Here is a 23531-nt window from a genome sequence, read left to right as displayed (position 1 = left end):
GTGCCCTGGTGATGATGCCGGCCTTCTCACCCGCGATGCCGGCCAGGTCGTCGCCCAGGTATTCGACGTGATCGAGGGAGATCGGGGTGATGACCGCGACCGGGGCATTGATCACATTGGTGGCATCCCAGCGGCCACCCATCCCCACCTCGATCACGTCGAATACCTGGGCGACGACCTGGCCGGCATCGCGGGTGAGAAGGCCGGCATCATCACCAGGGCACCCGAGGATGCCCCCGATACCGTCGCCGTCATCGCGCGTCAGGCGCCCGAGGTGATGGAAGTGTTGCTGGCCCAGACCGTGCAGGCCGATGCCGCGGTGGCCCGCGAGGATTCCGAGTTCGCTGTGCTGGGTCGCCAGGTCGCGATCGGCGGACAGGTGCTGCAGCTGCAGGGCCTCGGTGGGGTGTATTCGGACGTGTATCTGCCCCTGCACGGCGAGCACCAGGCCCACAACGCCGTGCTGGCCCTCGCGGCGGTTGAGGCGTTCTTCGGCGCGGGCGCGCAGCATCAGCTCGACGTCGAGGCGGTTCGGGCCGGTTTCGCCGCCGTCGCCAGCCCCGGGCGGCTGGAGCGGATGCGCAGCGCACCCACGGTGTTCATCGACGCCGCGCACAATCCGGCCGGTGCCGCCGCGCTCGCGCAAACCCTGGCCGACGAGTTCGACTTCCGCTATCTCGTCGGTGTGCTCAGCGTCCTCGCCGACAAGGATATCGACGGCATCCTCGCCGCCCTGCAGCCGGTGTTCGACGCAATCGTGGTGACGCACAACGGATCCCCGCGGGCGCTCGACGTCGAGTCGCTGGCTTTGGCGGCCAGCGAACGGTTCGGACCCGACCGGGTGAGCACCGCCGAGAACCTGCGCGACGCCATCGATATCGCGACCGCACTGGTCGACGACGCCGCGGTGGAAGGGCCCGCGGAGGCCTTCTCCGGCAACGGGATCGTCATCACCGGCTCGGTCGTCACCGCCGGAGCGGCGCGGACCCTGTTCGGTCGTGATCCGCAATGACCGACATGCCCGAAAACCCCGAGGAACCGGCCCCGGCGGCACCGGCTGACCCGTGGCGCAGCTTCGGCGCGGTGATGGCCCTGACGCTGTTTCTGGAAGCGATCGTGGTGCTGCTGGCGATCCCGGTGGTGGGCGCCGTCGGCGGTGGGCTGACGACGGTGTCGCTGGTGTACCTGATCGGACTGGCCGTACTGCTGATCCTGATGGGCGGGCTGCAGCGCAAACCCTGGGCGATCTGGGCCAATCTGGGCGTGCAGGTGATCCTGCTGGCCGGCTTCGCGGTGTATCCCGGGGTGGGGTTCATCGGCCTGCTGTTCACCGCGTTGTGGGCCCTGATCGCCTACTTCCGCGCTGAGGTGCGGCGCAGGCAGGGGTAGGCCCAGCCGCCGTCGTCCGACTTCGTGCCGCCCGGTTATGTACGCTGTCGGCCGTGACCGAACGGACATTGGTACTGATCAAGCCCGACGGCGTCGAGCGCCGGCTGGTGGGGGAGATCATCGGCCGCATCGAGCGCAAAGGCCTTTCCATCGCGGAGCTGGATCTGCGGCACGTCAGCCGCGACGTCGCCGCCCAGCACTACGCGGAGCACGAGGGCAAGCCGTTCTTCGAGCCGCTGCTGGAGTTCATCACCTCGGGGCCGGTGATTGCCGCCATCGTGGAGGGGCCGCGGGCCATCGCGGCGTTTCGGCAGCTCGCGGGCGGTACCGATCCGGTGGAAAAGGCGATCCCGGGCACCATCCGGGGCGATTTCGCGCTGGAGACGCAGTTCAATCTGGTGCACGGCTCGGATTCGCTCGAGTCCGCCAAGCGCGAGATCGCGCTCTGGTTTCCCAACGCTTAGAGCTGCGGGGATAACGTCTCGGGCACCCTCGGTTCGGCGGGCTGACTCAGGTGTGGATGGGCCCGTGGCGCGATGTGGGATACTGGTCTCGGGTGAACGTCGCCGGACCGGCGTCGGACACCCGAATGAAGACTTAGACAAGCGCGACCATTGCCCTGTCGCCTTGGTTCGCTGCATGTCAGGCCGTCATTCAGCACGGCGCCGAGTGGGTCCTAACCTGGGCCGCTCGGGGCGAGACCATCACAAGCCCGGGAGAAGTGACCCGGGCCCATAGCGAAGCCCTCGCGTGGCCGCGTCGCAACGACGCGCCCGGGGGCTTGAGGAGAATACGTGGTAGACGGTGCACCGACTGCAGACCCATCAGAAGAATCGACTCGGCCCGAGGAACTGCCGGACCGCTTAAGAGTTCATTCACTGGCCCGAACGCTGGGGACCACCAGCAAGCGGGTGCTGGACGCACTGAGTGAGCTGGATGGGCGAATCCGCAGCGCACATTCCACCGTGGACCGCGACGACGCGGTGCGGGTTCGCGACCTGCTGGCGGCCGCGCCGGGCGCGGGGAGCCCGGAGAACGTGGACAGCGCGCCGGCGGCCGGCGGAACTGACGCTGACGCCGAGGAACCCGAATCCCGGCTGATGCTGCAGACCCCGGACAACGTCGAGCGGCCGCATTACATGCCGCTGTTCGTCGCGCCGCAGCCGATCGACACCCGCGAGGACGACACCGATGCCGACGAGGGCGCCGACACGGACGACTCGGACACCGATGATGACGAGCAGGGCGACCGGCCGTCGAACCGCCGACGCCGTCGTGGCCGTCGCGGTCGTGGCCGTGGACGCGGTGAGCAGGGTGGATCCGACGGCCAGGGGGACGGCGGCGACGACGACGAGGCGCAACCGCGCGGCAAGAAGGGCGCCCAGGCGGATTCCCGTGACGCCGAGGATTCCGACGATCAAGACGCCGACGACTCCGACGATTCCGATGACTCCGACAACGGTGACGACGCTTCGGGAGACGGCGCTAATCGCCGCCGTCGGCGCCGCCGCCGGCGCAAATCGGGCTCCAGCGACGACAACGACGAGGGATCGCCCGACGACCCGCCCAACACGGTGGTGCACGAGCGGCCGCCCCGTAACGGCAAGAACGGCGGCGATTCCGGCAGCTCGAACAACGAGATCAAGGGCATCGACGGCTCGACCCGGCTGGAGGCCAAGCGGCAACGGCGCCGCGACGGCCGCGACGCCGGACGGCGCCGCCCCCCGGTGCTGACCGAGGCCGAATTCTTGGCGCGCCGCGAGGCCGTCGAGCGGATGATGGTGGTGCGCGATCGGGTGCGCGCCGAGCAGCCGCACCAGGGTTCGCGCTACACCCAGATCGCAGTGCTCGAAGACGGCATTGTCGTCGAGCATTTCGTCACGTCGGCCGCGTCGGCCTCGCTGGTGGGCAACATCTACCTGGGCATCGTGCAGAACGTGTTGCCCTCGATGGAGGCGGCGTTCGTCGACATCGGCCGGGGCCGCAACGGTGTGCTCTACGCCGGCGAAGTCAACTGGGAAGCCGCCGGGCTCGGCGGGTCTGACCGCAAGATCGAACAGGCGCTCAAGCCCGGCGACTACGTCGTCGTCCAGGTCAGCAAGGACCCGGTCGGGCACAAGGGCGCCCGACTCACCACACAGGTGTCTCTGGCCGGCCGCTACCTGGTCTACGTGCCGGGGGCGTCGTCGACCGGGATCAGCCGCAAGCTGCCCGACACCGAACGCCAGCGGCTCAAAGAGATCCTGCGCGAAGTGGTGCCGTCCGACGCTGGTGTGATCATCCGGACCGCCTCGGAGGGCGTCAAAGAGGACGACATCCGCAGCGACGTCAGCCGCCTGCAGGAGCGCTGGAAGCAGATCGAGGCCAAGGCGATCGAGATCAAGGAGAAGGCTGCCGGTGCCGCGGTCGCCCTCTACGAAGAGCCCGACGTGCTGGTCAAGGTCATTCGCGACCTGTTCAACGAGGACTTCGCCGGCCTGGTCGTCTCCGGGGACGAGGCTTGGAACACGATTAACGATTACGTGAATTCCGTTGCGCCCGATCTGGTTTCGAAGCTGACGAAATACGAGCCGCCCGCCGGGCCGGACGGGCAGGCCGGGCCGGACGTGTTCGCGGTGCACCGCATCGACGAGCAGCTGGCCAAGGCGATGGAGCGCAAGGTGTGGCTGCCCTCGGGCGGCACGCTGGTCATCGACCGGACCGAGGCTATGACCGTGGTCGACGTCAACACCGGCAAGTTCACCGGATCCGGGGGCAACCTGGAGCAGACGGTCACCAAGAACAATCTCGAGGCGGCCGAGGAGATCGTGCGCCAGCTGCGGTTGCGAGACATCGGCGGCATCGTGGTCATCGACTTCATCGACATGGTGCTGGAGTCCAACCGCGACCTCGTGTTGCGGCGGCTGACCGAGGCGCTGGCCCGCGACCGCACCCGCCACCAGGTGTCCGAGGTGACCTCGCTCGGCCTGGTCCAGCTGACCCGCAAGCGGTTGGGTACCGGGCTGATCGAAGCCTTTTCGACGTCGTGTCCGAACTGTGGCGGCCGTGGCATCCTGCTGCACGCCGACCCGGTCGATTCGGCCCCCTCGAACGGTCGCAAGTCCGAATCCGGTGGTGGCCGTCGAGGCAGGCGCAAGAAGAACAAAACTGAGGAGCAGGTGGTGGCCAAGGTGCCCGCCCACTCTCCCGGCGAGCACCCGATGTTCAAGGCGATGGCCGCCGGCTCGTCGACCCAGACGGACTCCGAGGACGAAGAAACCGACGAGACCACCGGGGAAGCCACCGACGAGCTCGACCACAAGAGGGCGGCGCGTCCCGACGACGCCGCGGACACCGAGGACTTCGACGAGGACTCGGAAGACGAGGACTCGGAAGACGAGGACGCGGACGACGAGGACTCGGACGACGAGGACTCGGATGATGACGACGACGACCTCGATGACGACGAGGACATCGACGACGAGGAGGACCTCGGCGACGATGACGAGGATCTCGAACTCGACGACGACGACCTGGACACCGAAGATGACGAGTCCGACGACACCGATGTCCAGCCTTCCGTGCGGGACGATCAGGCCGGCCCGGGTCGCCCCCGGCGCCGACGTGCGGCGGGCAGGCCGGCCGGACCGCCGATCCATGCGGATTGAGCCGGTTGATCCGAAGGCACCGGCGGTGTCGGTTTGACCCTGTAGCCGCTGGTCACGTACCCTTGGACAGTTGTCGTCAGGCCGGGCAACTAAACTTTGGCCGGCGGCAGCGGGACTCCCGGGGAATCGGCGTAGGCCCGCAAACAAGACCCACCACGCGCACCGCGGCTGGTTCGTGCGCGACACGCAGAGCAGCGGCTAGCAGAAGGAGCAGGAGCAACGATGGCGACCTACGCAATCGTGAAGACGGGCGGCAAGCAGTACAAGGTCGCCGTCGGGGACGTGGTCAAGGTCGAGAAGCTCGAATCCGAGCCCGGCTCGAACGTGTCGCTGCCGGTCGCCCTGGTGGTGGATGGTGCCAAGGTGACCACCGACGCGGCCGCGCTGGCCAAGGTCGCGGTGACCGGCGAGGTGCTCGAGCACACCAAGGGCCCCAAGATCCGTATCCACAAGTTCCGGAACAAGACCGGTTACCACAAGCGTCAGGGACACCGTCAGCAGTTGACGGTCCTGAAGGTCACCGGCATCAAGTAGCAGAGGCGATAGACATGGCACACAAGAAGGGCGCTTCCAGCTCGCGCAACGGTCGCGATTCTGCCGCGCAGCGGCTGGGCGTGAAGCGATTCGGCGGCCAGATCGTCAAGGCCGGCGAGATCATCGTTCGGCAGCGCGGCACCAAGTTCCACCCGGGCGCCGGTGTCGGGCGCGGTGGGGACGACACGTTGTTCGCCAAGGAAGCCGGCGCCGTCGAGTTCGGCATCAAGCGCGGCCGCAAGACCGTCAACATCGTGGCCGCCGGACAAGCCACCGACTGACCCGTGTTTCCGGGCCCAGCCCGGTAATTTCGGCGCCCGGTGGTAGGTGAGAGGATCCACGATGCCTCGGTTCGTCGACCGCGTCGTCATCCATGCGCGCGCCGGTTCTGGGGGTAACGGCTGCGCCTCGGTTCATCGCGAGAAGTTCAAACCGCTCGGCGGCCCCGACGGTGGCAATGGCGGCCGCGGCGGCAGCATCGTCTTCGTCGTCGATCCGCAGGTGCACACCCTGCTCGACTTCCATTTCCATCCGCACGTCACCGCGCCCTCGGGCAAGCAGGGGATGGGCAACAACCGCGACGGCGCCGCCGGCGCCGACCTGGAAGTCAAAGTGCCCGACGGCACCGTCGTGCTGGACGAAAATGGTCGGCTGCTGGCCGACCTGGTCGGCGCGGGCACCCGGTTCGAAGCCGCCGCGGGCGGACGGGGCGGACTGGGCAACGCCGCTTTGGCTTCGCGCGCACGGAAGGCTCCCGGCTTCGCCCTGCTGGGCGAGCAGGGCCAGACCCGCGACCTGACGCTGGAACTCAAGACCGTCGCCGATGCCGGCTTGATCGGCTTCCCCTCGGCCGGCAAATCTTCGCTGGTGTCGGCGATCTCGGCGGCCAAGCCCAAGATCGCCGACTACCCGTTCACCACGCTGGTTCCCAACCTCGGCGTGGTGTCGGCGGGCGAGCACACCTTCACCGTCGCCGACGTGCCCGGCCTGATCCCCGGCGCGTCCCAGGGTCGCGGACTGGGCCTGGACTTCCTCCGGCATATCGAGCGATGCGCCGTGCTGGTGCATGTCGTCGACTGCGCCACCGCGGAACCGGGCCGTGACCCGATCACCGATATCGACGCGTTGGAGGCCGAACTCGCCGCATATACCCCTACCCTGCAAGGGGATGTGACGTTGGGCGATTTAACCGAGCGCCCCCGCGCGGTGGTGCTCAACAAGATCGATGTTCCCGAGGCACGCGAGCTTGCCGAATTCGTCCACGACGAGATCGCCGCGCGTGGCTGGCCGGTGTTCCTGGTGTCGACCGTTGCACGAGAAGGCCTACAGCCGTTGACCTTCGGCTTGTGGCAGATGATCTCCGACTACCAGGCCGCCCAGCCCGAGATCGTGCCGCGGCGTCCGGTGATTCGTCCGGTTCCCGTCGACGACAGCGGCTTCAGCGTCGAGCCGGATCCGCAGCAACCGGGCGCCTTCGTGGTCAGCGGCGCGCGCCCCGAACGTTGGATCCGGCAGACCAACTTCGACAATGACGAAGCCGTGGGGTATCTCGCCGACCGGCTGGCCCGCCTCGGTGTCGAAGAGGAGTTGCTGCGGCTGGGTGCCCGCCCCGGCTGTGCGGTAACCATCGGGGACATGACGTTCGATTGGGAGCCGCAAACGCCTGCCGGACAACAGGTTGCGATGTCTGGTCGCGGCACGGATGCGCGGTTGGAGCGCACCGAGCGGGTTGGTGCCGCCGAACGCAAGGCGGCCCGGCGACAGCGCCGCGAACGCGGTGAGGAGTCGTGAGCGAGCACCGCGACGTCATCCGCACCGCCCGCAGCCTGGTGGTCAAGGTGGGAACCAACGCACTGACCACGCCGGCCGGGGTGTTCGACGCCGGCCGGTTGGCCGGGCTCGCCGACGCGATCGAAGCGCGGATGAAGGCGGGTACCGACGTTGTCATCGTGTCGTCGGGTGCCATTGCCGCCGGCATCGAGCCCCTCGGATTATCCCGTCGCCCAAGAGATTTGGCGACCAAGCAGGCGGCCGCCAGCGTAGGCCAGGTGGCACTGGTCAATTCGTGGAGCGCTGCCTTCGCGCGCTATGGCCGCACCGTCGGGCAGGTGCTGTTGAGCGCACACGACATCTCGATGCGGGCCCAGCACACCAACGCCCAGCGCACGCTGGATCGGCTGCGCGCGCTGCATGCCGTCGCGATCGTCAATGAAAACGATACGGTGGCCACCAACGAGATCCGGTTCGGCGACAACGACCGACTCTCGGCGCTGGTGGCTCACCTGGTCGGCGCCGAGGCGCTGGTGTTGCTGTCCGACATCGACGGGCTCTACGACTCCGATCCGCGAAAGACCAAGGACGCAAGGTTCATCCCGGAGGTGTCGAGCTCCGCGGATCTGATCGGCGTAATCGCCGGGCCGGGAAGCGATTTGGGCACCGGCGGAATGACCTCGAAGATGTCTTCGGCGCTGCTGGCCGCCGATGCCGGTGTGCCGGTGCTGCTGGCCGCCGCCGCCGATGCCGCCCCCGCGCTCACCGACGCTTCGGTGGGCACGGTGTTCGCCGCGCGGCCGGCACGGATGTCGGCGCGGCGGTTCTGGGTGCGTTACGCCGCCGAGGCGGCCGGGGAGCTGATCCTGGACGAGGGCGCGGTGCGTGCGGTGGTGCGGCAGCGTCGCTCGCTGCTGCCCGCAGGGATCACCGCGGTCTCCGGCCGGTTCTACGGCGGAGATGTGGTCGAATTGCGGGGCCCGGACGGGTTGATCGTGGCCCGTGGCGTGGTCGCCTACGACGCAACTGAACTTGCCACCATGATGGGCCGCTCAACTTCTGAGCTGCCCGGCGAGCTGCGCAGGCCCGCGGTACACGCCGACGATCTGGTCGCCGTCTAGCGGCCGACCCAGGTCTGCGCCGTGGCTAGCGGCATCTGGGATCAATAGGACTTTTCCAAACGTGCTAGCGCATGCGCTAGCACGTTTGGGATTCATCTCGTGGTCGGACAATCGGACCACCGCGTCGGGGCGGGTCAGCGCTACGAGGTCGGCTTGAGATACAGTGCACCCCAGACGATTTGGGCCAGAGTGTCGGCCAGCTCGGCGTCGTAGTCGGGCGGCTTCGCCGGCAGGTTCTGCTGGCAGGCCCGCTCGACCATCCAGGTCAGCGCGCTGGCGGTGGTCAGCGCGGCCAGCCCGGGACGGATGGAGCCGTCGGCCTGGCCGTCTTCGATGACGCGGGTGAGCTGCTCCGAAATCCCGGTCAGCAGTTCGCGATACGTTTCCGCCGTCGGCGGATCGTAGGCGGCCATTTCGTTGAGCGCGACGAGCACCGCTTGATGCCGCCGATAAGTGGCGATGATGCGGCTCATGGCGGTCCGCACATCGTCGGGGTCATGCCGCCCTGCCACGCTCCACCAGCTCCGCGCGCCGTCGGTCAGATCGCCGAACACCTGACCCGCGAGCCGCCGTAGCAGATGACCCTTGTCCTCGAAGTAAATGTAGAAGCTGGCCCGCGAAATGCCGGCCTCGCTCGACAACCGATCCACGCTGAGCTCGGTGAAGCTCGCGCCCTCGCGCATCAGCCGTTCGGTGGCATCCAGCAGCCGGCGCTCCATCTGCTCGCGTCGCTGCTCTCGGGCCACGGCGCGGTGGCCCTGCGGCTTGCGCGTGAGCGATGGCATGTGCCGAGCATAGCCGAGTTTTCGACATGTTGACTAGACATAGTGTCTAGGCATATTGTCGCGGAGAGTTCTGTGATCGGGGTCATACGAGATGGAGGATCACCACCATGGCCGTGCTGACGGGTGAGTCCGGGACCGATAAGTCGGGTCGTGCCTACGACGAGATCGATCTGTCCTCGCGGGCGTTTTGGTCCACGACCGCGGCGGACCGGGAACGCTCCTTCGCGGTGCTGCGGGCCGAGCGTCCGGTGAGCTGGCATCCGCCGGTTGAAGACTCGCTGATGCCCGATCCGGCCGTTCCGGGCTTCTGGGCTGTCACCCGGCGCTCCGACATCGTCACGGTCAGCCGCAACAACGACGTCTTCCTGTCCGGCCGCGGGGTGATGTTCGAGAGCATTCCGGTGGAACTGCTCGAGGCGTCACAGTCGTTCCTGGCGATGGACCCGCCGCGGCACACCAAGTTGCGCAAGCTCGCTCACGCCGCGCTCAGCCCCCGCCAGGTCCGCCGCATCGAAGACTCGATCAGGGCCAACGCGAAAACCATCGTCGAGGAACTGCAGGCCGCCGGCAGCGGTGCGGACTTCGTCGACCGTTGCGCCAAAGAACTGCCCATCCGCACCCTGTCGGACATGATGGGGATTCCGGAATCCGAGCGTGAGCGCATGGCGCACGCCACCGACGCCCTGGTCTCGTGGGCGGACCCGGACTTCCTCAACGGGCGCCCGGCGATGGAAGTCCTGGTGGAAAACCAGCTGTATCTGCACCAGGTCGTCGGCACCCTGGCCACCCAACGTCGCGAGCACCCCGGTGACGACCTGATCAGCAGCCTGGTCACCGCCGAGGTGGACGGCGACCGCCTGGAAGACGCGGAGGTGGCGGCGTTCTTCGTGCTGCTCTCCGTGGCGGGCAACGACACCACCCGGCAGACCATCAGCCACACGCTGCGCGCCCTCACCGACTTCCCCGGCCAGAAGGCTTGGCTGCTCGAGGATTTCGACAACCGCATCGGCACCGCCATCGAGGAGTTCATCCGGTGGGCGACGCCGGTGATGACCTTCCGCCGCACGGCGGCAACGGATGTCGAGCTGGGCGGTCAGACCATTCTGGCGGGCGAGAAGGTGGTCATGTTCTATCCGTCCGGCAACTGGGACACCGAGGCGTTCGACCACCCGGAACGCCTGACCTTGGGTCGCGACCCCAATCCGCACGTTGGCTTCGGAGGCGGCGGACTGCACTTCTGCCTCGGTGCACACGTGGCCCGAGCACAGCTGCGGGCCATCTTCGGCGAGCTGTTCCGTCAACTGCCGGACATCCAAGCGGGCGAACCCGCCTATTTGGCAGGCAACTTCGTGCACGCCATCCGCAGCATGCCGTGCACCTTCTAATGCGTTGGCAGGGGCGATAATTCGTCGCCAAGCAGAGCCAACAACTCCGAGCATCCGCCGTCGACCTTGACTGTGGCCAGGTCATCGCCGCGGGTGACACCACGGTTGACGATGGCCACCGGGATACCCAGCGCGGCGGCGTGACGCACAAACCGGTAACCGGAAAACACGGTCAGCGACGAGCCCACGACCAGCAGCGCATCGGCCCGCTCGATCAGTTGATAGGCCGCTGCCACAACGTCTTTGGCGACGCTTTCGCCGAAGTAGACGATGTCGGGCTTGAGCATGCCGCCGCAGTCCAAGCAATCGAGATAACGAAACGACGCGGTATCGGCGACGACCGCATCGGCATCGGGTGCCACCGCCAGTCCACCGATCGCTTCGGCACGCTCGATGAACCCGGGGTTGAGCGCTTCCAGCCGCTCGGCCAGTGCGGCACGGGTCATGGTGGATCCGCAGGTCAGGCAGATGACCCGCGCATAGGTGCCGTGCAGATTGATGACGTTTCGGCTGCCCGCCTTGCTGTGCAGCAGATCGACGTTCTGCGTGATCACGCCGGTGACCACCGATGCGTCCTCCAATGCGGCCAGCGCCCGGTGGCCGGCGTTGGGCAGAGTGTCGTTCATGTGCCGCCAGCCGACGTGGTTGCGTGCCCAGTACCGCTGCCGAAAAACCGGGTCGCTGGTGAACTGGCGGATGGTCATGGGGTTGCTCGGCGGCGAATCGGGCCCGCGGTAGTCGGGAATGCCCGAATCGGTGGAGATGCCCGCCCCGGTCAGCACCGCGATCCGGCGACCAGCCAGCAGAGTGACCAGTTCAGGCGATTCTGCGCAGCCGACGGTCACTTATTCAGAGTACGGAGATTCAGCCCAGGCAGTCCGCTGCGGTCGTGAGCTCGGCTGACATGTTTTGCTGCATCATCTTGCACGCCGCCTCGCCCAGGTCCGGGTCGATGTGTGCGACGGCGTCGGTCGGGATCACCACAGGAAAGTGCCGCACGTAGGCATCCAGGGCCGTGTACAGGATGCATTGCTCGGTGACCTGGCCGGTGATGATCAACCGCTTGGTTTCCAGCCGGTTGAGCAGATACGCCAGCGCCGTCGCATAGAACGCGCTGTGCCGGACCTTGGTCATCACGCGGCACCCCTCGGTCGGCAGGATCGGCTTCACCAGATCGGGCCGGGCTCCGTCGCATCCAGCACGGACGATGTCGGAGAACTGCGCGGTAAAATCGCCATAGTTGTCGTTGACGTACACCAGATCGACGTCGTCGCGTTCCCGCGCCCGGCGAACCAAGTCGGTCAAAGGCTCGATGATCTTCTCGACATTGGGTATTAAATCTTCAGCGTCGGGATGCTGATATGTGTTCATCATGTCGACCACTAGAAGGGCAGTGTCGCTCATGGCGTCGGGGATACCCGACGGTGACGAGTTGACACGCACCGGACGACTTTGGAAGGGCGATGGATTTCTATAACGCTTACAGCCAGGGCTTTGCCCGCGTCGCCGCGTGCACGCACCACACGTTCATCGGTGACCCGGCCGCCAATGCCGAATCGGTGCTGCGGATCGCCCGGGAGTGCCACGACGACGCTGTCGCGCTGGCCGTCTTTCCGGAACTGACGCTCTCCGGCTATTCCATCGAAGACATCGTGCTGCAGGACTTGTTGCTCGATGACGTCGAGAAGGCCATCGCCGAGATTGTCGAGGCTTCGGAAGAGTTGCTGCCCGTGTTGGTCGTCGGTGCCCCACTGCGTCATCGGCACCGGATCTATAACGCCGCGGTGGTCATCCACCACGGTTCGGTGCTGGGGGTGGCGCCGAAGTCGTACCTGCCCACCTATCGGGAGTTCTACGAGCGGCGCCAGATCGCACCGGGAGACGACGAGCGCGGCACCATCCGCGTTGCCGGGGTCGACGTGCCGTTCGGCCCCGACCTGCTCTTCGAGGCGTCCGACCTGCCCGGCTTTGTGCTGCACGTGGAAATCTGCGAGGACATGTTCGTGCCGATTCCGCCCAGCGCACAGGCGGCGCTGGCGGGGGCGACGGTGCTGGCCAACCTGTCCGGCAGCCCGATCACGATCGGCCGGGCCGAGGACCGCTGCCTGCTGGCCCGTTCGGCGTCGTCGCGTTGCCTCGCCGCCTATGTTTATTCGGCTGCCGGGGAAGGCGAATCGACGACCGATCTGGCCTGGGACGGTCAGACCATGGTGTTCGAAAACGGCGTGATGCTCGCCCAGTCGGAGCGCTTTCCCAAAGGGGAGCGCCGCAGCGTCGCCGACATCGACATCGAACTGCTCCGCTCCGAACGGCTCCGTATGGGCACCTTCGACGACAACCGGCGCCACCACCAGGCGGCGACGGAATCGTTCCGGCGCATCGAGTTCCGGCTCGACCCACCGGGGGGCGACATCGGACTGTGGCGCGATATCGAACGCTTCCCCTTCGTTCCCGCCGATCCGCAACGGCTGGAACAGGATTGCTTCGAGGGCTACAACATTCAGGTAGCCGGTCTCGAACAGCGGTTGCGAGCGCTGGATTTCCCCAAGGTCGTCATCGGGATCTCCGGAGGGCTGGACTCGACGCACGCCCTGATCGTTGCCGCGCGTGCGATGGATCGCGAACAGCGCCCGCGCAGCGACATTCTGGCGTTCACGCTGCCCGGCTTTGCGACCGGGGACCGCACCAAACGCAATGCGGCGAAGCTGTGCGAGACGCTGGGTGTGACGTTCGCCGAGATCGACATCCGTGAGACCGCGGAGTTGATGCTCAAGCAGATGGATCACCCGTTCGCGCGTGGCGAGAAGGTGTATGACGTCACCTTCGAAAACGTCCAGGCCGGTTTGCGCACCGACTACCTGTTCCGGTTGGCCAACCAGCGTGGCGGCATCGTGCTGGGCACCGGCGACCTGTCCGAGCTCGGCTTGGGCTGGTCGACCTACGGTGTCGGCGATCAGATGTCGCACTACAACGTCAACGCCGGCGTGCCCAAAACCCTTGTTCAGCACTTGATCCGCTGGGTGATCTCCTCGGAGCAGTTCGAGCCGGAGGTCAGCGAGGTGTTGCAGTCGGTGCTCGATACGGAGATCACCCCGGAGCTCGTTCCCAGCGGCGAGGAGGAAGAGCTGCAGAGCAGCGAGGCGAAAGTGGGCCCGTTTGCGCTGCAAGACTTTTCACTGTTCCATGTGCTGCGTTTCGGCTTCCGGCCGTCGAAGATCGCTTTCCTGGCCTGGCATGCGTGGAGCGATCCCGAACGCGGCATCTGGCCGCCCGGCTTCCCCGAGGACAAACGGCCGTCCTACTCGCTGAAGGAAATTCGGCATTGGCTGCAGGTTTTCGTGCAGCGGTTCTATTCGTTCAGCCAGTTCAAGCGCTCGGCCCTGCCGAATGGACCGAAGGTGTCGCACGGTGGTTCGCTGTCACCGCGGGGAGATTGGCGCGCCCCGTCGGATATGTCCGCCCGCATCTGGCTCGACGAGATCGAACGCGAAATCCCCGAGGACTAGCACGCACTCGTGAGCCCGCCCGGAATCACCGAGCGGGCTCCGAGCGTCGGGCTCAGGCCTTCGCGCGGCGCCAGCCCTGGTACTGCAGTTCGGCGAACACCAGCGTGTAGGCGCCGGCCGCCAGATTCAGCACCACGCCGGTCGAGGTCAACGGAAAGACGTCCGCCAGCACCAGGACGACGGCGGCCACCGTGTACGCCACGTTGGCGATGATGACGCCCATGCCGGCGCGCCGCACCGACGGCAGGGCGGCCAGCCCGAACACGACGACGCCGTAGCCGATCAAGAACGCCCCCATGCCGTACTCGAACGCCTTCGTGGTGCCCGAGATGTCGGCGAGCCAGCCGGCCAACGGCATACCGGCCAGGCCGACCAGCCCGCTGATGGCGGCGTCGGCCCGCATGGCAAGGCGTAGCAAACCGTCCCGGGTGGCCGTGCGGTCGATCGTGATTGCGGACATGATGTTCCTTTCTCGATGGCGGACTGCGATCGCCACCGACGCTGCTCGCGAACCACTGCCAGATCGACGCCAGGCGCTGCCAAACACTGCCAACCGCAGGTCAGAGGGATGAACGGGTCACCACGAATACCGCGCAACGGGTTGCAGCGCGGCGATGGGCGGCCTACCTAATTCGTTCGCCGGCCAGCCCGACACGGCAGCCGTACACGGTCACCACTGTGCTGCTAGCACGACCTCGCGAACACGAGCCAGCGCGTCGGCGAGCTCCGCATGCGGTGGCGTGCCCAATGCGAGTCGCAGGGCATTCGCGGGATATTGCGTAACGCAGAAGGCATCGGCGGTCGATACGAGAATGCCGTTGTTCGCCAGCTCGTGTGCGATGGCATCACCGCGTACGCTTTCCGGCAGCCGCAGCCAGCCGTAATAACACGAAGCGGGGCCGTGATAGTCGAGGCCCTGCAAGGCGTGGTGAGCAATCTGCTGCCGCTCGCGTGCATCGATACGGCGTCTCTTTTCGAGTCGAGTGACGGTACCGTCGCTCAGCCAACCCGTCACGAGTGCCGATACCAGACTCGAGGTGCCCCAGCTTGATGTGCGCACTGCTTGTTTAGCGGAGGTGATGTAGCCGTCCGGCACGACGACGAACCCGAACCGTAGCCCGGTGGCAAGGTTTTTCGAAAGGCTTGCGACATGCAGTGTGCGTTCCGGCGCCAACGTGTACAGGGTTGGGCCGCAGTGCGGTTCCAGAAAGGCGTAGGTTCCGTCCTCGATCACTGCGCAGTCGTACTGCCGCGCAATGTCGACCAGGCGAGCGCGCTGCGGTTGCGACATCGTGTAGCCGAGCGGGTTGTGCAGCGTTGGGATCGTGTAGATGGCGGCGACTCGCCGGCGGGAGCACAGCTTTGCCAGGGCGTCCAGATCTGGACCGCCCGGGTCGGATGAGAACGGTGCCAATTCCAGCGCGCGGTCACCGGCCTGAAGCTTGATCCCGGGATAAGTCAGCTCGTCAACAGCAATGACCGACCCTGGTCGCGTCAGCACGCGCAGTGCGACGTCAAGTCCGTGCTGGGATCCGGCGGCCAGCACAATGTTGTCGGGCGGCACGTCGATCCCGCGGTCGAGGACATAGGTAGCGACCGCGGCTTTCTCCACGGTCCGTCCCCCGGGAGCATGCTGGATGAGCAGCGACTGCAGGTCACCCGTCGCAGCCAGTTGCCGCAGAGCCTCCCGCAGCTGCTCGGCCTGGTCGTCGGCGAGCGGCTGGTTGAACGATAAGTCGGCAATGCGGGCTGCCAAGGGAATTCGACGCCCATCCAACCCGCCGTAGCCACCCTGGTCGCGAACGAAAGTGCCGCGGCCAGGCTCGCCCGCGACGAGGCCGGCACGTGCAAGGTGGGCGTACACGCGCGTTGCGGTAGCCAATGCGATGCCGTGGCGGCGTGCGAGATCACGGTGAGTCGGCAGGCGAGTACCGGGCGCCAGCCGACCATCGAGGATCTCAGCGGTCAATCGATCCACGATCTCGGAGTAGCGGCTGGTCGGCACGGCTTATCCGCCTTGTATCTAGGACAATTTCTCGATTGTTCTACCACGCCTGGATACGCTAGCGGAAGTCCGTCAACCAACCGCTGGGTTGGTCAGGCCATCCGGCACCGGTTGAGTGTCGGCCAAGATAGGAGTAGTCGATGCCTGAGATCGAGACCAGTTCCGGCACAATCTATTACGAAGAATCGGGGCCAAAGAACGGCCGGCCGGTGGTGTTCGTGCACGGCTACATGATGGCGGGCGATGTGTGGCGCGAGGTGAGTGCACAACTTGCCGCGCTCGGGTTACGGTGCATCGCCCCAACCTGGCCGATGGGTGCGCACCCGCAGCCATTGCGCCCTGGGGCCGACCGAACCATCGCCGGAGTCGCCGACATCGTCGCACAGGTGCTTGCGGCGCTCGGCCTGGAAGACGTGGTGCTGGTCGGCAACGACTCCGGGGGTGTGGTAACGCAACTGGCTGCTGTGCATCACCCCGAGCGGATCGGTGCCATCGTGTTGACGAGTTGCGATGCGTTCGAACACTTTCCGCCACCGATCTTGCAGCCGATGATCGCAGCGGCGAAGTCCAAAATGCTATTCCGGATAGCGCTGCAGGCAATGCGGCTGCCCAGCGTACGCAAGCGCGCGTATGGCGGCTTGGCGCACAAGGACATCGACGATCTCGCCCGGGATTGGGTGAGTTCGGCGCTTCGCGCCTCAGCCGTCGCAGAGGATCTACGCCAGCTGACCCTGTCGTTCCGTACGGAGGTCACCACAGGCGTCGCTGCGCGGTTGCCTGAGTTCGACAAGCCCGCCCTCATCGCGTGGTCGGCAGATGACGTGTTCTTTGAGGTCGAGGATGGCGAACGGCTGGCCGCCACGATTCCTAACGCCCGGCTCGAGGTGATCGAGGGGGCGCGCACGTTTTCGATGGTGGATCGGCCGGCTCGGCTTGCCGACTTGCTGTCGACGATTGCCGTGCGCACCTAGCCGCGGACGTGCGAGGCAGATCAAGATGACCCTGACTCACCCGTTTGACATGGCCATTCAGCTAGAGGCCGGCGAGGGCAACCTGAGGCGTGGACGAACTCATCCGAAATGGGCATCCATGGTGGGCCCATTCGGCGGAATCACCGCTGCTGTTCTGGTGCAAGCCGTCCAGACACACCCGAGCCGCATAGGTGAGCCCCTGGCGCTGACTGTCAACTTTGCCGCCCCCATTTCCGACGGCGACTTCGACATCTCGCTCTGTGCTGCGCGCACCAATCGCACCACTCAGCATTGGATGCTTGATCTGAGGCAAGCCGGCCAAGTCAAGACGACCGCAACCGCGCTGTTCGGAATCCGGCGCGACAGTTGGGAAGATACCGAAGCTCGCCCCCCGGTTGCCCCGCCGCCAGAGCGGCTTACCCCCGACAGGGCTCAGGGCGACTTTGTGGGCTGGGCACGTCTGTTCGACCTCAGGTTCGCCGAGGGTGGCTTTCCGGGCAAGGGTGCAGCGCTCAGTCCGTCCGCGGTGACCACAATGTGGATGCGCGACAATGCAAAACGCCGCATTGACTATCCGGCGATCGCGGCGTTATGCGACATTTTTTGTCCGCGTGCTTTCCTGCGCCATGGCGGGGCCATTCCTGCCGGAACGGTGTCGCTCACTACGTATTTCCATGCCGACCAGCACCAGCTTGAGGCGCTCGCCGGGGACTACATCCTGGGTACCGCTCGGGCCAATCGCTTTTCCCGCGGTTACTTCGACCAAAGCGCACAACTGTGGAGCCGCGATGGCGTGCTACTGGCCACCTCGCACCAGATCGTCTACTTCAAAGGTTAAGTGCACGTGGCTATGCCGCGCCGAACCCATCCGAGAAGGGAACCGCATGTCCGCCAACACGATGAGCCGAGCGGATCGCCGCGACGGGCTGTTGCGGTTCGCAATGTGTGCCGATGCAGTCATAAGCGGCTTTTTCGGCGTGGCAGGGCTAACCGGCTGGATAGCCGAGTTCATCGGTGCCCCAGAAGTGTTCGAGTACGGCGTACCCGCCTTCTTCGTCGGCTACGGGGTCATCGTGCTTGGGCTAGCCCGGCTGCCATCTGTGCGCCGCGCCGGCATGGGTGTCGTCGTTGCCAACATGCTGTATACGGTGGGGGCCGCCGCCCTGGTGCTTGCGGATGTCTTCCCGTTTACGGCCGCTGGCAGGAGTTTCACAATGGCGACCGCCGCCTACACGCTGTTGTTCGCGACGCTTCAATACTTTGGCTGGCGCCGCAGCACGACGCCGATACGCCGAACAGGGCTGGTATCAGGAGGATTGTCGTGTCTCTGACGGTATGTGACAGCGCCGATCTCTCCCCGGCCCCATCCGGTGCGATAGCGGGTCGACGACCTTTAGTGCGGGTCCGCAAAGTTTGTGTGACCGATGGCGCCGCGCTGGTTGCGATGCATGGCCGTTGTAGCCCGGCAACCCGCTACTCCCGGTGGCTCGCACCAAGTGCGATCTTCCCGCAGCGCTATCTGCAGTCTCTGCTGGCCGGCGGCAACGAGCATTTCGCGGTTGTCGCGGTCCTCGATAGCCGTCCTGGCGATGTGGTCGGCTTCGCCAGTGCCGCTTTGGCGTCGGATGGCTTCAGGGAGTTGGGCTTTTTGGTGGAGGACCGCTATCAGACGCGGGGCATCGGTTCCATGATGCTTGAATCCCTCATCGATCTTTGCGGACATCACGAAGGCCTTTGTGTTTCTGCGCTTGCCGACAACTATTGGCTGCTGGGCAAACTCGCGAAATTTGGCACAGTGGTGTCGGGAATGGACCACGGCATCATCCGTGCCCGCGTTGTCCGACACCCGCGAGAACTCACTTCGAACGTCGAGACGGTGAATTGCTGTGCACTATGAATACGCCGTTTCCCCGGAGTGGCTGACGACGACGAGTCGGCCGCACCCGCTTCGCTGTGCGCTCAGCGTGTATCCGCTGGTCGAAACGAAAGAAGCTCGTTACGGTGACATGGATGTCAATGGCCACCTCAACCATTTGGCGTTGGAAGCCCTACACGAAGATGCGCGAGCGCGAATCAACGAGCAATATGTCCCTGGGACATACGATCCGACGAACCGCGCTTTGCGGCTAGTGACTTCTCAAAACGTGGTGCACTTCCTGGCGGAGGCGTTTTGGCCCGCAACAATCAAGGTAGGCATCGGTATTGGTGGCGTTGGCCGTAGCTCGGTCGTCGTATCCTCTGGCCTGTTTCTCAACGATAGGTGTCTTAGTGTGTGCGACATGACCCTCGTCCTCGTGGGAGATATGGGCCCAGTCGCTTTTCCCGACTACAACCGGGAATTGATGCGAAAGTTGTTGCTGAGACTCCGATGAGCGCCAAATCGCAGAGCGCGGGATCCAACGTTCGCAGTCGCGGACACAGACAGGAGAGCGTCATGACTCGAGCTGGTCACTATGAGCGGTTCCTCGCCTTGCATCAGCAGCCGGAAGCATTCGTGATGCCCAATGCATGGGACGGACTGTCTGCACTGATCTTCAAGAACGCCGGTTTCGCGGCGCTAGGCACCTCGTCGGCGGCGCTGGCCGCCGCGCTGGGACGCCAGGACGGGCGCCATACCCTCAGCGCCGCCGAGCATCTGGCGCACGCCAAGTTACTCATGGAAGTCAGCGGCTTGCCGGTGAACGGCGACTTCGAGGACGGCTACGGCGCGACGCCCGAAGAGGTCGCGGCGACGGTGCGCGGCGCGATCGATAGCGGTCTGGCCGGCATCGGAGTGGAGGACACCTCCGGCGACCCGGCCAACCCCATCCGTGGATTCGATGACGCCGTTGCGCGACTACGTGCGGCCGCGCAGGCCGCGAGGGGCCGCATCGTGCTTACCGGGCGAACCGACAATTTCTTGCATGGCCGCAACGACCTCGATGACACGATCCGCCGGCTCACTGCGTTCGCGGAGGTCGGTGCCGACGTCCTGTACGCCCCATACCCGCCCGACATGGCGGCCGTCGCGGCGATTGTGCAAGCGGTCGCCCCGAAGCCGGTCAACATCGTCGTGGGTACCAAGTCGGAGACGCCGACGGTGGCGCAATTATCGGCAGCTGGAGTCAAGCGCATCAGCACAGGCTCCGCGCTCTACACCCATGCCGCCGCGGCAGTGCAATCCGCCGCATTGGCGCTCATCCGAGGGGATATTGCCACCGCGACAAGCGGAATGACGCTGCGCGAGGTCGTCGCCCTGATGCCGGAAGGCTAGCGCTCGTAGGTTCCGGTCAGCGTGCCCCGGGCGAGCACGTGTCCAAGCATCGCGGCCAGCAGTCCCTTGGCGGTGGTCACGGTGTCCGGGAGGACGGCGTCGAGCGCGAAAACGTGAAAGCGGTAGTGGTGTGGCCCGTGGCCGGGAATCGGCCGTGGGCCGGCGTAGCCGTGGTGACCGACGTCGGCCCGCAGGAAGCGGATTCCCGCGCATCCCGGTTGCAGTGCGCCCGCGGCCACGCCGTCGACGCGCGGTTCGATCACCGCGGCGGTGTGCACGAGCGGGCGGGGGAGCGGGACGTCGACGTCGTCGATGAGGAGCGCCAGCTGACGCGCGCCGGGCGGTGGTGCCGTCCAGCGCAACGGCGGTGACGTGTTCTCGCCCACGCCCTTGCCCGCGCTGGACGCCGGCATGGCACCGCCGTCGGCGAACGCGGCGCTGGTGACCGTGATGGTGGTGGGTGCGGCGAATGCGCTACCGGCGAGCGGACTTCGATGGGCACCCGCGCGCACGCCGCGCAGCATTCTGCCCAGCCGCTCGATCATGCGCCGCTGCCCGCGCCGCGCATCGCGACCGCGGGTGAGCGCAGCAGGTCGCCCAATTCGCTGGGCAGGTAGCCCTGCCGGGCAAGCCGGGGCAGCACGCCGCCGCTCTCGATGATGTCGAGAATCAGGTCGGGCAGCTTTGCGACGGTGCCGGAGGCGCCGGTGGTGTCGTTGCGCCAGCTGCCGTCGGCCAGGTCGAACGTTCCGGTGTCGCCGTCACTGAACGCGGTGGTGGCGTCGGGGACGGTGATCGCCGGCAGCCCGGAGTTCACGGCGTTGCGAAAGAACAGCGAGTTGAATTCCTCGGCGACCAGGCCGGCGACGCCGAGCTCGACGAACAACGCCGCCACGGGCCGCGACGAGCCGAGCCCGAAGTTCTTGCCGGCCAACACGATATCGCCCGGCGACACCTCGTCGGTCCAGCCCGGCCGCACCTCGTAGAAGACGTGCCTGGCGGCCTCGGCGGGTTCCATCTTCATGGCGAACGCCGGATACATGGCGTCGGTGTTCAGGTTGTCGCCGAACACCCAGACTTTGCCTTGGAAGGCAAGCGAGCGCAGGGTCATCCGATCACACTCCTCGGGTCGCTGATGTAGCCGGTGACCGCGGACGCGGCGACGGTGGCCGGGGAGGCCATGTAGATCTCGGCCTCGGTGCTGCCCATGCGCCCGGTGAAGTTGCGGGTGCTGGCCGTGATGCACACCTCGCCGGGACCCACCACGCCCATGTGGTAGCCGAAACAGGCTCCGCAGGTGGAGTTGGTGACGACGGCGCCGGCGTCGGCGAGGTCCTGAAGGTAGCCGCGCCGCATGGCCTCGCGGTACACGGCCTGTGAGGCGGGCGTCACCAGCAGTCGCACGCCGGGGGCGACGGTCTTGCCGCGCAACACCTGCGCGGCGATCTGCAGATCCTCGAGTTGCCCGTTGGCGCAGGAGCCGATGAAGGCCTGGTCGATTTTCTGTTTGCCCAGTTGCGACACCGGCGAACCGTTGCGGCTGACGGTGCCCGGGCGCGCCACGTAGGGTTCCAGCGCCGCGAGGTCGATGCGCCGGATGTCCTGGTAGGTGGCGTCGGAATCCGCTGTGACGGCGTCGAATCCGGTGGCCCCGCGTTCGTCGAGGAACGACGCCAACACGTCGTCGGGCTCGAATATGCTGAAATCCGCCGACACCTCGGCGCCCTGGGTCGCGATGGTGCGCCGATCGTGCATCGGGATGCCGGCCAGGCCGGGCCCGCCGAACTCGAGGTTCTGGTTGGGCGCATCGCCGTACTCGTTGGCGATGTGCAGGAAGATGTCCTTTCCGCTCACCACCTCCGGTTTGGCGCCGTGGAATTCGTAGCGGATCGTCGGCGCGACCTGGAACCAGGTGGAACCGGTGCACATGATCGAATAGATCTCGGCGGGACCCAGCCCGCGGGCCGCGGTGTTGTATGCGCCGGCCGCGCAGGTGTGAGAGTCGGTGCAGGCCAGCACTTCTCCCGGGCGGGCCAGCCCGTTCTCCGCGATCACCTGATGGCAGATGCCATGCCGACCGACGTCATAGAAGCGCTCGATGCCGAAGTCCGCGACGAACTTGCGGGCGTGACTGCCACCCTCGGCATCCTTGATGGTCGGGGCGGGCACGGCGTGATCCATGATCACCGCGAGCTTGTCGGGGTCGTGAATCCTGTTGGGCTGTATCCACATGGTGGCGAACTGCAGGTCGATCAGCACGGTCATGTCCACGTCGACCACGACGGTGTCACCCGGTGCCACCGAGTCCAGCCCGGCCTTGCGGGCGAAGATCTTTTCGATGATGGTCATGCCCATGTTCGGTCCTCGGTCTGTGCGTACTTGTGGTCGAGCGCCCGCCATTCCGACATGCCCACCAGGTTGAAGAAGTCAGCCGGGGAGCTGGGCAGCTGGGCGGCGAGGTCGGTGCCGTTGAGTTCGCACAGGTTTTGCAGCATGGCGAACGTCGTCTGCATCAGCAGATTGCTGGGGTGGATGGCGATCGCGTAACCCAATTCCTGCAGTCGTGACGCCGACTGCAGCGGTGTCAGCCCGCCGAGGACCAGGTTGATCAGCAGGGGAGCGTCGACTTCGTGTGCGATGCGCTCGATTTCGCCGACGTCTTGCGGCGCCTCCACGAAGATGATGTCGGCGCCCGCTTGCGCGTACCGGTTGGCGCGCTCGATCGCGGCATCCAGACCGAGTGGTCCGCGAGCATCGGTGCGGGCCACCACCAGCAGGTTGTCATCGGATCTGGCGTCCAGTGCGGCCGCCAGCGTCTGGTCGAACACCGCCGCGTCGACGACCTGCTTGTCCGGCAGGTGACCGCAGCGTTTCGGGAACACCTGGTCCTCCAGCTGGATGGCGGCCACCCCGGCCGCATCGTAGGAACGAACCGTGCGCACCACGTTCATCGGTCCGCCGTAGCCGGTGTCGGCATCAGCGATCAGCGGGACGTCACCGAGGGCGCCGGTGATCATCGCGACCCGATCGGCCATCTCGGTCGCGGTGACCAGGCCGATGTCGGGCAAGCCGAAGCCCGACGCCGCCACACCGGCGCCCTCGGTGACGTCCCGCTGATCGCTGATGCCGACACCGGCTACGGCGGACCGATGAACGTGGTGCGCA

The 23531-nt window shown here is 66.2% G+C and carries 24 protein-coding genes; 15 read left to right on the top strand and 9 right to left on the bottom strand.

Annotated elements, in window-relative coordinates; genetic code table 11:
- From A5625_RS07685 to proB, 8 genes are all read left to right on the top strand, one after another.
- Positions 1–1012, top strand: a 1012-nt coding sequence (locus tag A5625_RS07685; RefSeq protein WP_304441883.1) for a glutamate ligase domain-containing protein, incomplete at its 5' end; no start/stop codon positions are given.
- 5 nt (positions 1013–1017) lie between these two features.
- Positions 1018–1389, top strand: a complete 372-nt coding sequence (locus A5625_RS07680; protein ID WP_066991081.1) for a DUF4233 domain-containing protein — start codon at positions 1018–1020, stop codon at positions 1387–1389.
- A gap of 53 nt (positions 1390–1442) precedes the next feature.
- Complete coding sequence (gene ndk, locus A5625_RS07675; RefSeq protein WP_066991068.1) at positions 1443–1853, top strand: nucleoside-diphosphate kinase; 411 nt, start codon at positions 1443–1445, stop codon at positions 1851–1853.
- A 330-nt stretch (positions 1854–2183) separates the two neighbouring features.
- Positions 2184–5036, top strand: a complete 2853-nt coding sequence (locus A5625_RS07670; RefSeq protein WP_066991065.1) for an Rne/Rng family ribonuclease — start codon at positions 2184–2186, stop codon at positions 5034–5036.
- Positions 5037–5258: 222 nt separating this feature from the next.
- Positions 5259–5570: a 50S ribosomal protein L21 gene (gene rplU / locus A5625_RS07665; RefSeq protein ID WP_007769829.1), complete on the top strand. Its 312-nt coding sequence runs from the start codon at positions 5259–5261 to the stop codon at positions 5568–5570.
- A 14-nt stretch (positions 5571–5584) separates the two neighbouring features.
- Positions 5585–5851 carry a 50S ribosomal protein L27 gene (rpmA, locus tag A5625_RS07660; RefSeq protein WP_066991062.1) on the top strand — a complete coding sequence of 89 codons (267 nt, stop codon included), beginning with the start codon at positions 5585–5587 and terminating at the stop codon, positions 5849–5851.
- 61 nt (positions 5852–5912) lie between these two features.
- Positions 5913–7361, top strand: coding sequence for a GTPase ObgE (gene obgE / locus A5625_RS07655; protein ID WP_066991059.1), 1449 nt, complete (start codon positions 5913–5915; stop codon positions 7359–7361).
- On the top strand, positions 7358–8461 hold the full coding sequence (proB, locus tag A5625_RS07650; protein WP_066991056.1) for a glutamate 5-kinase: 1104 nt from the start codon (positions 7358–7360) through the stop codon (positions 8459–8461). Before obgE ends, proB begins: the two co-directional genes overlap by 4 nt.
- A 140-nt stretch (positions 8462–8601) precedes the next feature.
- Here the strand turns inward: proB and A5625_RS07645 are convergent, their stop codons facing one another.
- On the bottom strand, positions 8602–9246 hold the full coding sequence (locus tag A5625_RS07645) for a TetR/AcrR family transcriptional regulator (protein WP_066991053.1): 645 nt from the start codon (positions 9244–9246) through the stop codon (positions 8602–8604).
- 107 nt (positions 9247–9353) lie between these two features.
- On the opposite strand from A5625_RS07645, the gene A5625_RS07640 reads away from it, so the two are divergent.
- On the top strand, positions 9354–10631 hold the full coding sequence (locus tag A5625_RS07640; protein WP_066991049.1) for a cytochrome P450: 1278 nt from the start codon (positions 9354–9356) through the stop codon (positions 10629–10631).
- On the opposite strand, the gene A5625_RS07635 is transcribed toward A5625_RS07640, so the two are convergent.
- Positions 10628–11476 carry an NAD-dependent deacetylase gene (locus tag A5625_RS07635; RefSeq protein WP_066991046.1) on the bottom strand — a complete coding sequence of 283 codons (849 nt, stop codon included), beginning with the start codon at positions 11474–11476 and terminating at the stop codon, positions 10628–10630. The two genes, A5625_RS07640 and A5625_RS07635, sit on opposite strands and share 4 nt — an antisense overlap.
- A 19-nt stretch (positions 11477–11495) precedes the next feature.
- Positions 11496–12035 (bottom strand): cysteine hydrolase family protein, encoded by a 540-nt coding sequence (locus tag A5625_RS07630; protein WP_066991078.1) that lies wholly within the window; start codon positions 12033–12035, stop codon positions 11496–11498.
- Positions 12036–12094: 59 nt separating this feature from the next.
- On the opposite strand from A5625_RS07630, the gene A5625_RS07625 reads away from it, so the two are divergent.
- Positions 12095–14137, top strand: coding sequence for an NAD(+) synthase (locus A5625_RS07625; protein WP_066991044.1), 2043 nt, complete (start codon positions 12095–12097; stop codon positions 14135–14137).
- Positions 14138–14189: 52 nt separating this feature from the next.
- Here the strand turns inward: A5625_RS07625 and A5625_RS07620 are convergent, their stop codons facing one another.
- Both A5625_RS07620 and A5625_RS07615 read right to left on the bottom strand, forming a co-directional pair.
- Complete coding sequence (locus A5625_RS07620; protein ID WP_066991075.1) at positions 14190–14597, bottom strand: hypothetical protein; 408 nt, start codon at positions 14595–14597, stop codon at positions 14190–14192.
- Positions 14598–14807: 210 nt separating this feature from the next.
- A complete protein-coding gene (locus A5625_RS07615) occupies positions 14808–16142 on the bottom strand; it encodes a PLP-dependent aminotransferase family protein (protein WP_066991041.1) in 1335 nt (444 codons plus the stop codon).
- Between the two features lie 140 nt (positions 16143–16282).
- Here A5625_RS07615 and A5625_RS07610 point away from each other — a divergent pair, with 140 nt between their 5' ends.
- The 5 genes from A5625_RS07610 to A5625_RS07585 all read left to right on the top strand — a co-directional run bounded on the left by A5625_RS07610 (position 16283) and on the right by A5625_RS07585 (position 20366).
- Positions 16283–17113, top strand: a complete 831-nt coding sequence (locus A5625_RS07610) for an alpha/beta fold hydrolase (protein WP_066991038.1) — start codon at positions 16283–16285, stop codon at positions 17111–17113.
- 25 nt (positions 17114–17138) lie between these two features.
- A complete protein-coding gene (locus tag A5625_RS07605) occupies positions 17139–17951 on the top strand; it encodes an acyl-CoA thioesterase II (RefSeq protein WP_066991034.1) in 813 nt (270 codons plus the stop codon).
- Positions 17952–17997: 46 nt separating this feature from the next.
- The gene (locus tag A5625_RS07600; RefSeq protein WP_066991031.1) at positions 17998–18444 is read left to right on the top strand and encodes a hypothetical protein; all 447 of its coding nucleotides are present in this window, start codon (positions 17998–18000) and stop codon (positions 18442–18444) included.
- 86 nt (positions 18445–18530) lie between these two features.
- Positions 18531–19010, top strand: coding sequence for a GNAT family N-acetyltransferase (locus A5625_RS07595; protein WP_066991028.1), 480 nt, complete (start codon positions 18531–18533; stop codon positions 19008–19010).
- 537 nt (positions 19011–19547) lie between these two features.
- A complete protein-coding gene (locus A5625_RS07585; RefSeq protein WP_066991073.1) occupies positions 19548–20366 on the top strand; it encodes an isocitrate lyase/phosphoenolpyruvate mutase family protein in 819 nt (272 codons plus the stop codon).
- On the opposite strand, the gene A5625_RS07580 is transcribed toward A5625_RS07585, so the two are convergent.
- From A5625_RS07580 to A5625_RS07565, 4 genes are all read right to left on the bottom strand, one after another.
- A complete protein-coding gene (locus tag A5625_RS07580) occupies positions 20363–20911 on the bottom strand; it encodes a YbhB/YbcL family Raf kinase inhibitor-like protein (protein WP_066991022.1) in 549 nt (182 codons plus the stop codon). The two genes, A5625_RS07585 and A5625_RS07580, sit on opposite strands and share 4 nt — an antisense overlap.
- Positions 20908–21477, bottom strand: a complete 570-nt coding sequence (locus A5625_RS07575; protein ID WP_066991019.1) for a 3-isopropylmalate dehydratase — start codon at positions 21475–21477, stop codon at positions 20908–20910. The genes A5625_RS07580 and A5625_RS07575 overlap by 4 nt, the downstream gene beginning before the upstream one ends.
- Complete coding sequence (locus A5625_RS07570) at positions 21474–22721, bottom strand: aconitase/3-isopropylmalate dehydratase large subunit family protein (protein WP_066991016.1); 1248 nt, start codon at positions 22719–22721, stop codon at positions 21474–21476. Before A5625_RS07570 ends, A5625_RS07575 begins: the two co-directional genes overlap by 4 nt.
- A partial coding sequence (locus A5625_RS07565; protein ID WP_156748030.1) for an oxaloacetate decarboxylase occupies positions 22712–23531 on the bottom strand: 820 nt, incomplete at its 5' end. The genes A5625_RS07565 and A5625_RS07570, both read right to left, overlap by 10 nt.

This window comes from Mycobacterium sp. 1465703.0 (assembly GCF_001672975.1).
Taxonomy (GTDB): Bacteria; Actinomycetota; Actinomycetes; order Mycobacteriales; family Mycobacteriaceae; genus Mycobacterium.
The sequence above is the reverse complement of the archived record's forward strand: the minus strand, read 5'-3'. Positions and strand labels throughout refer to the sequence as shown.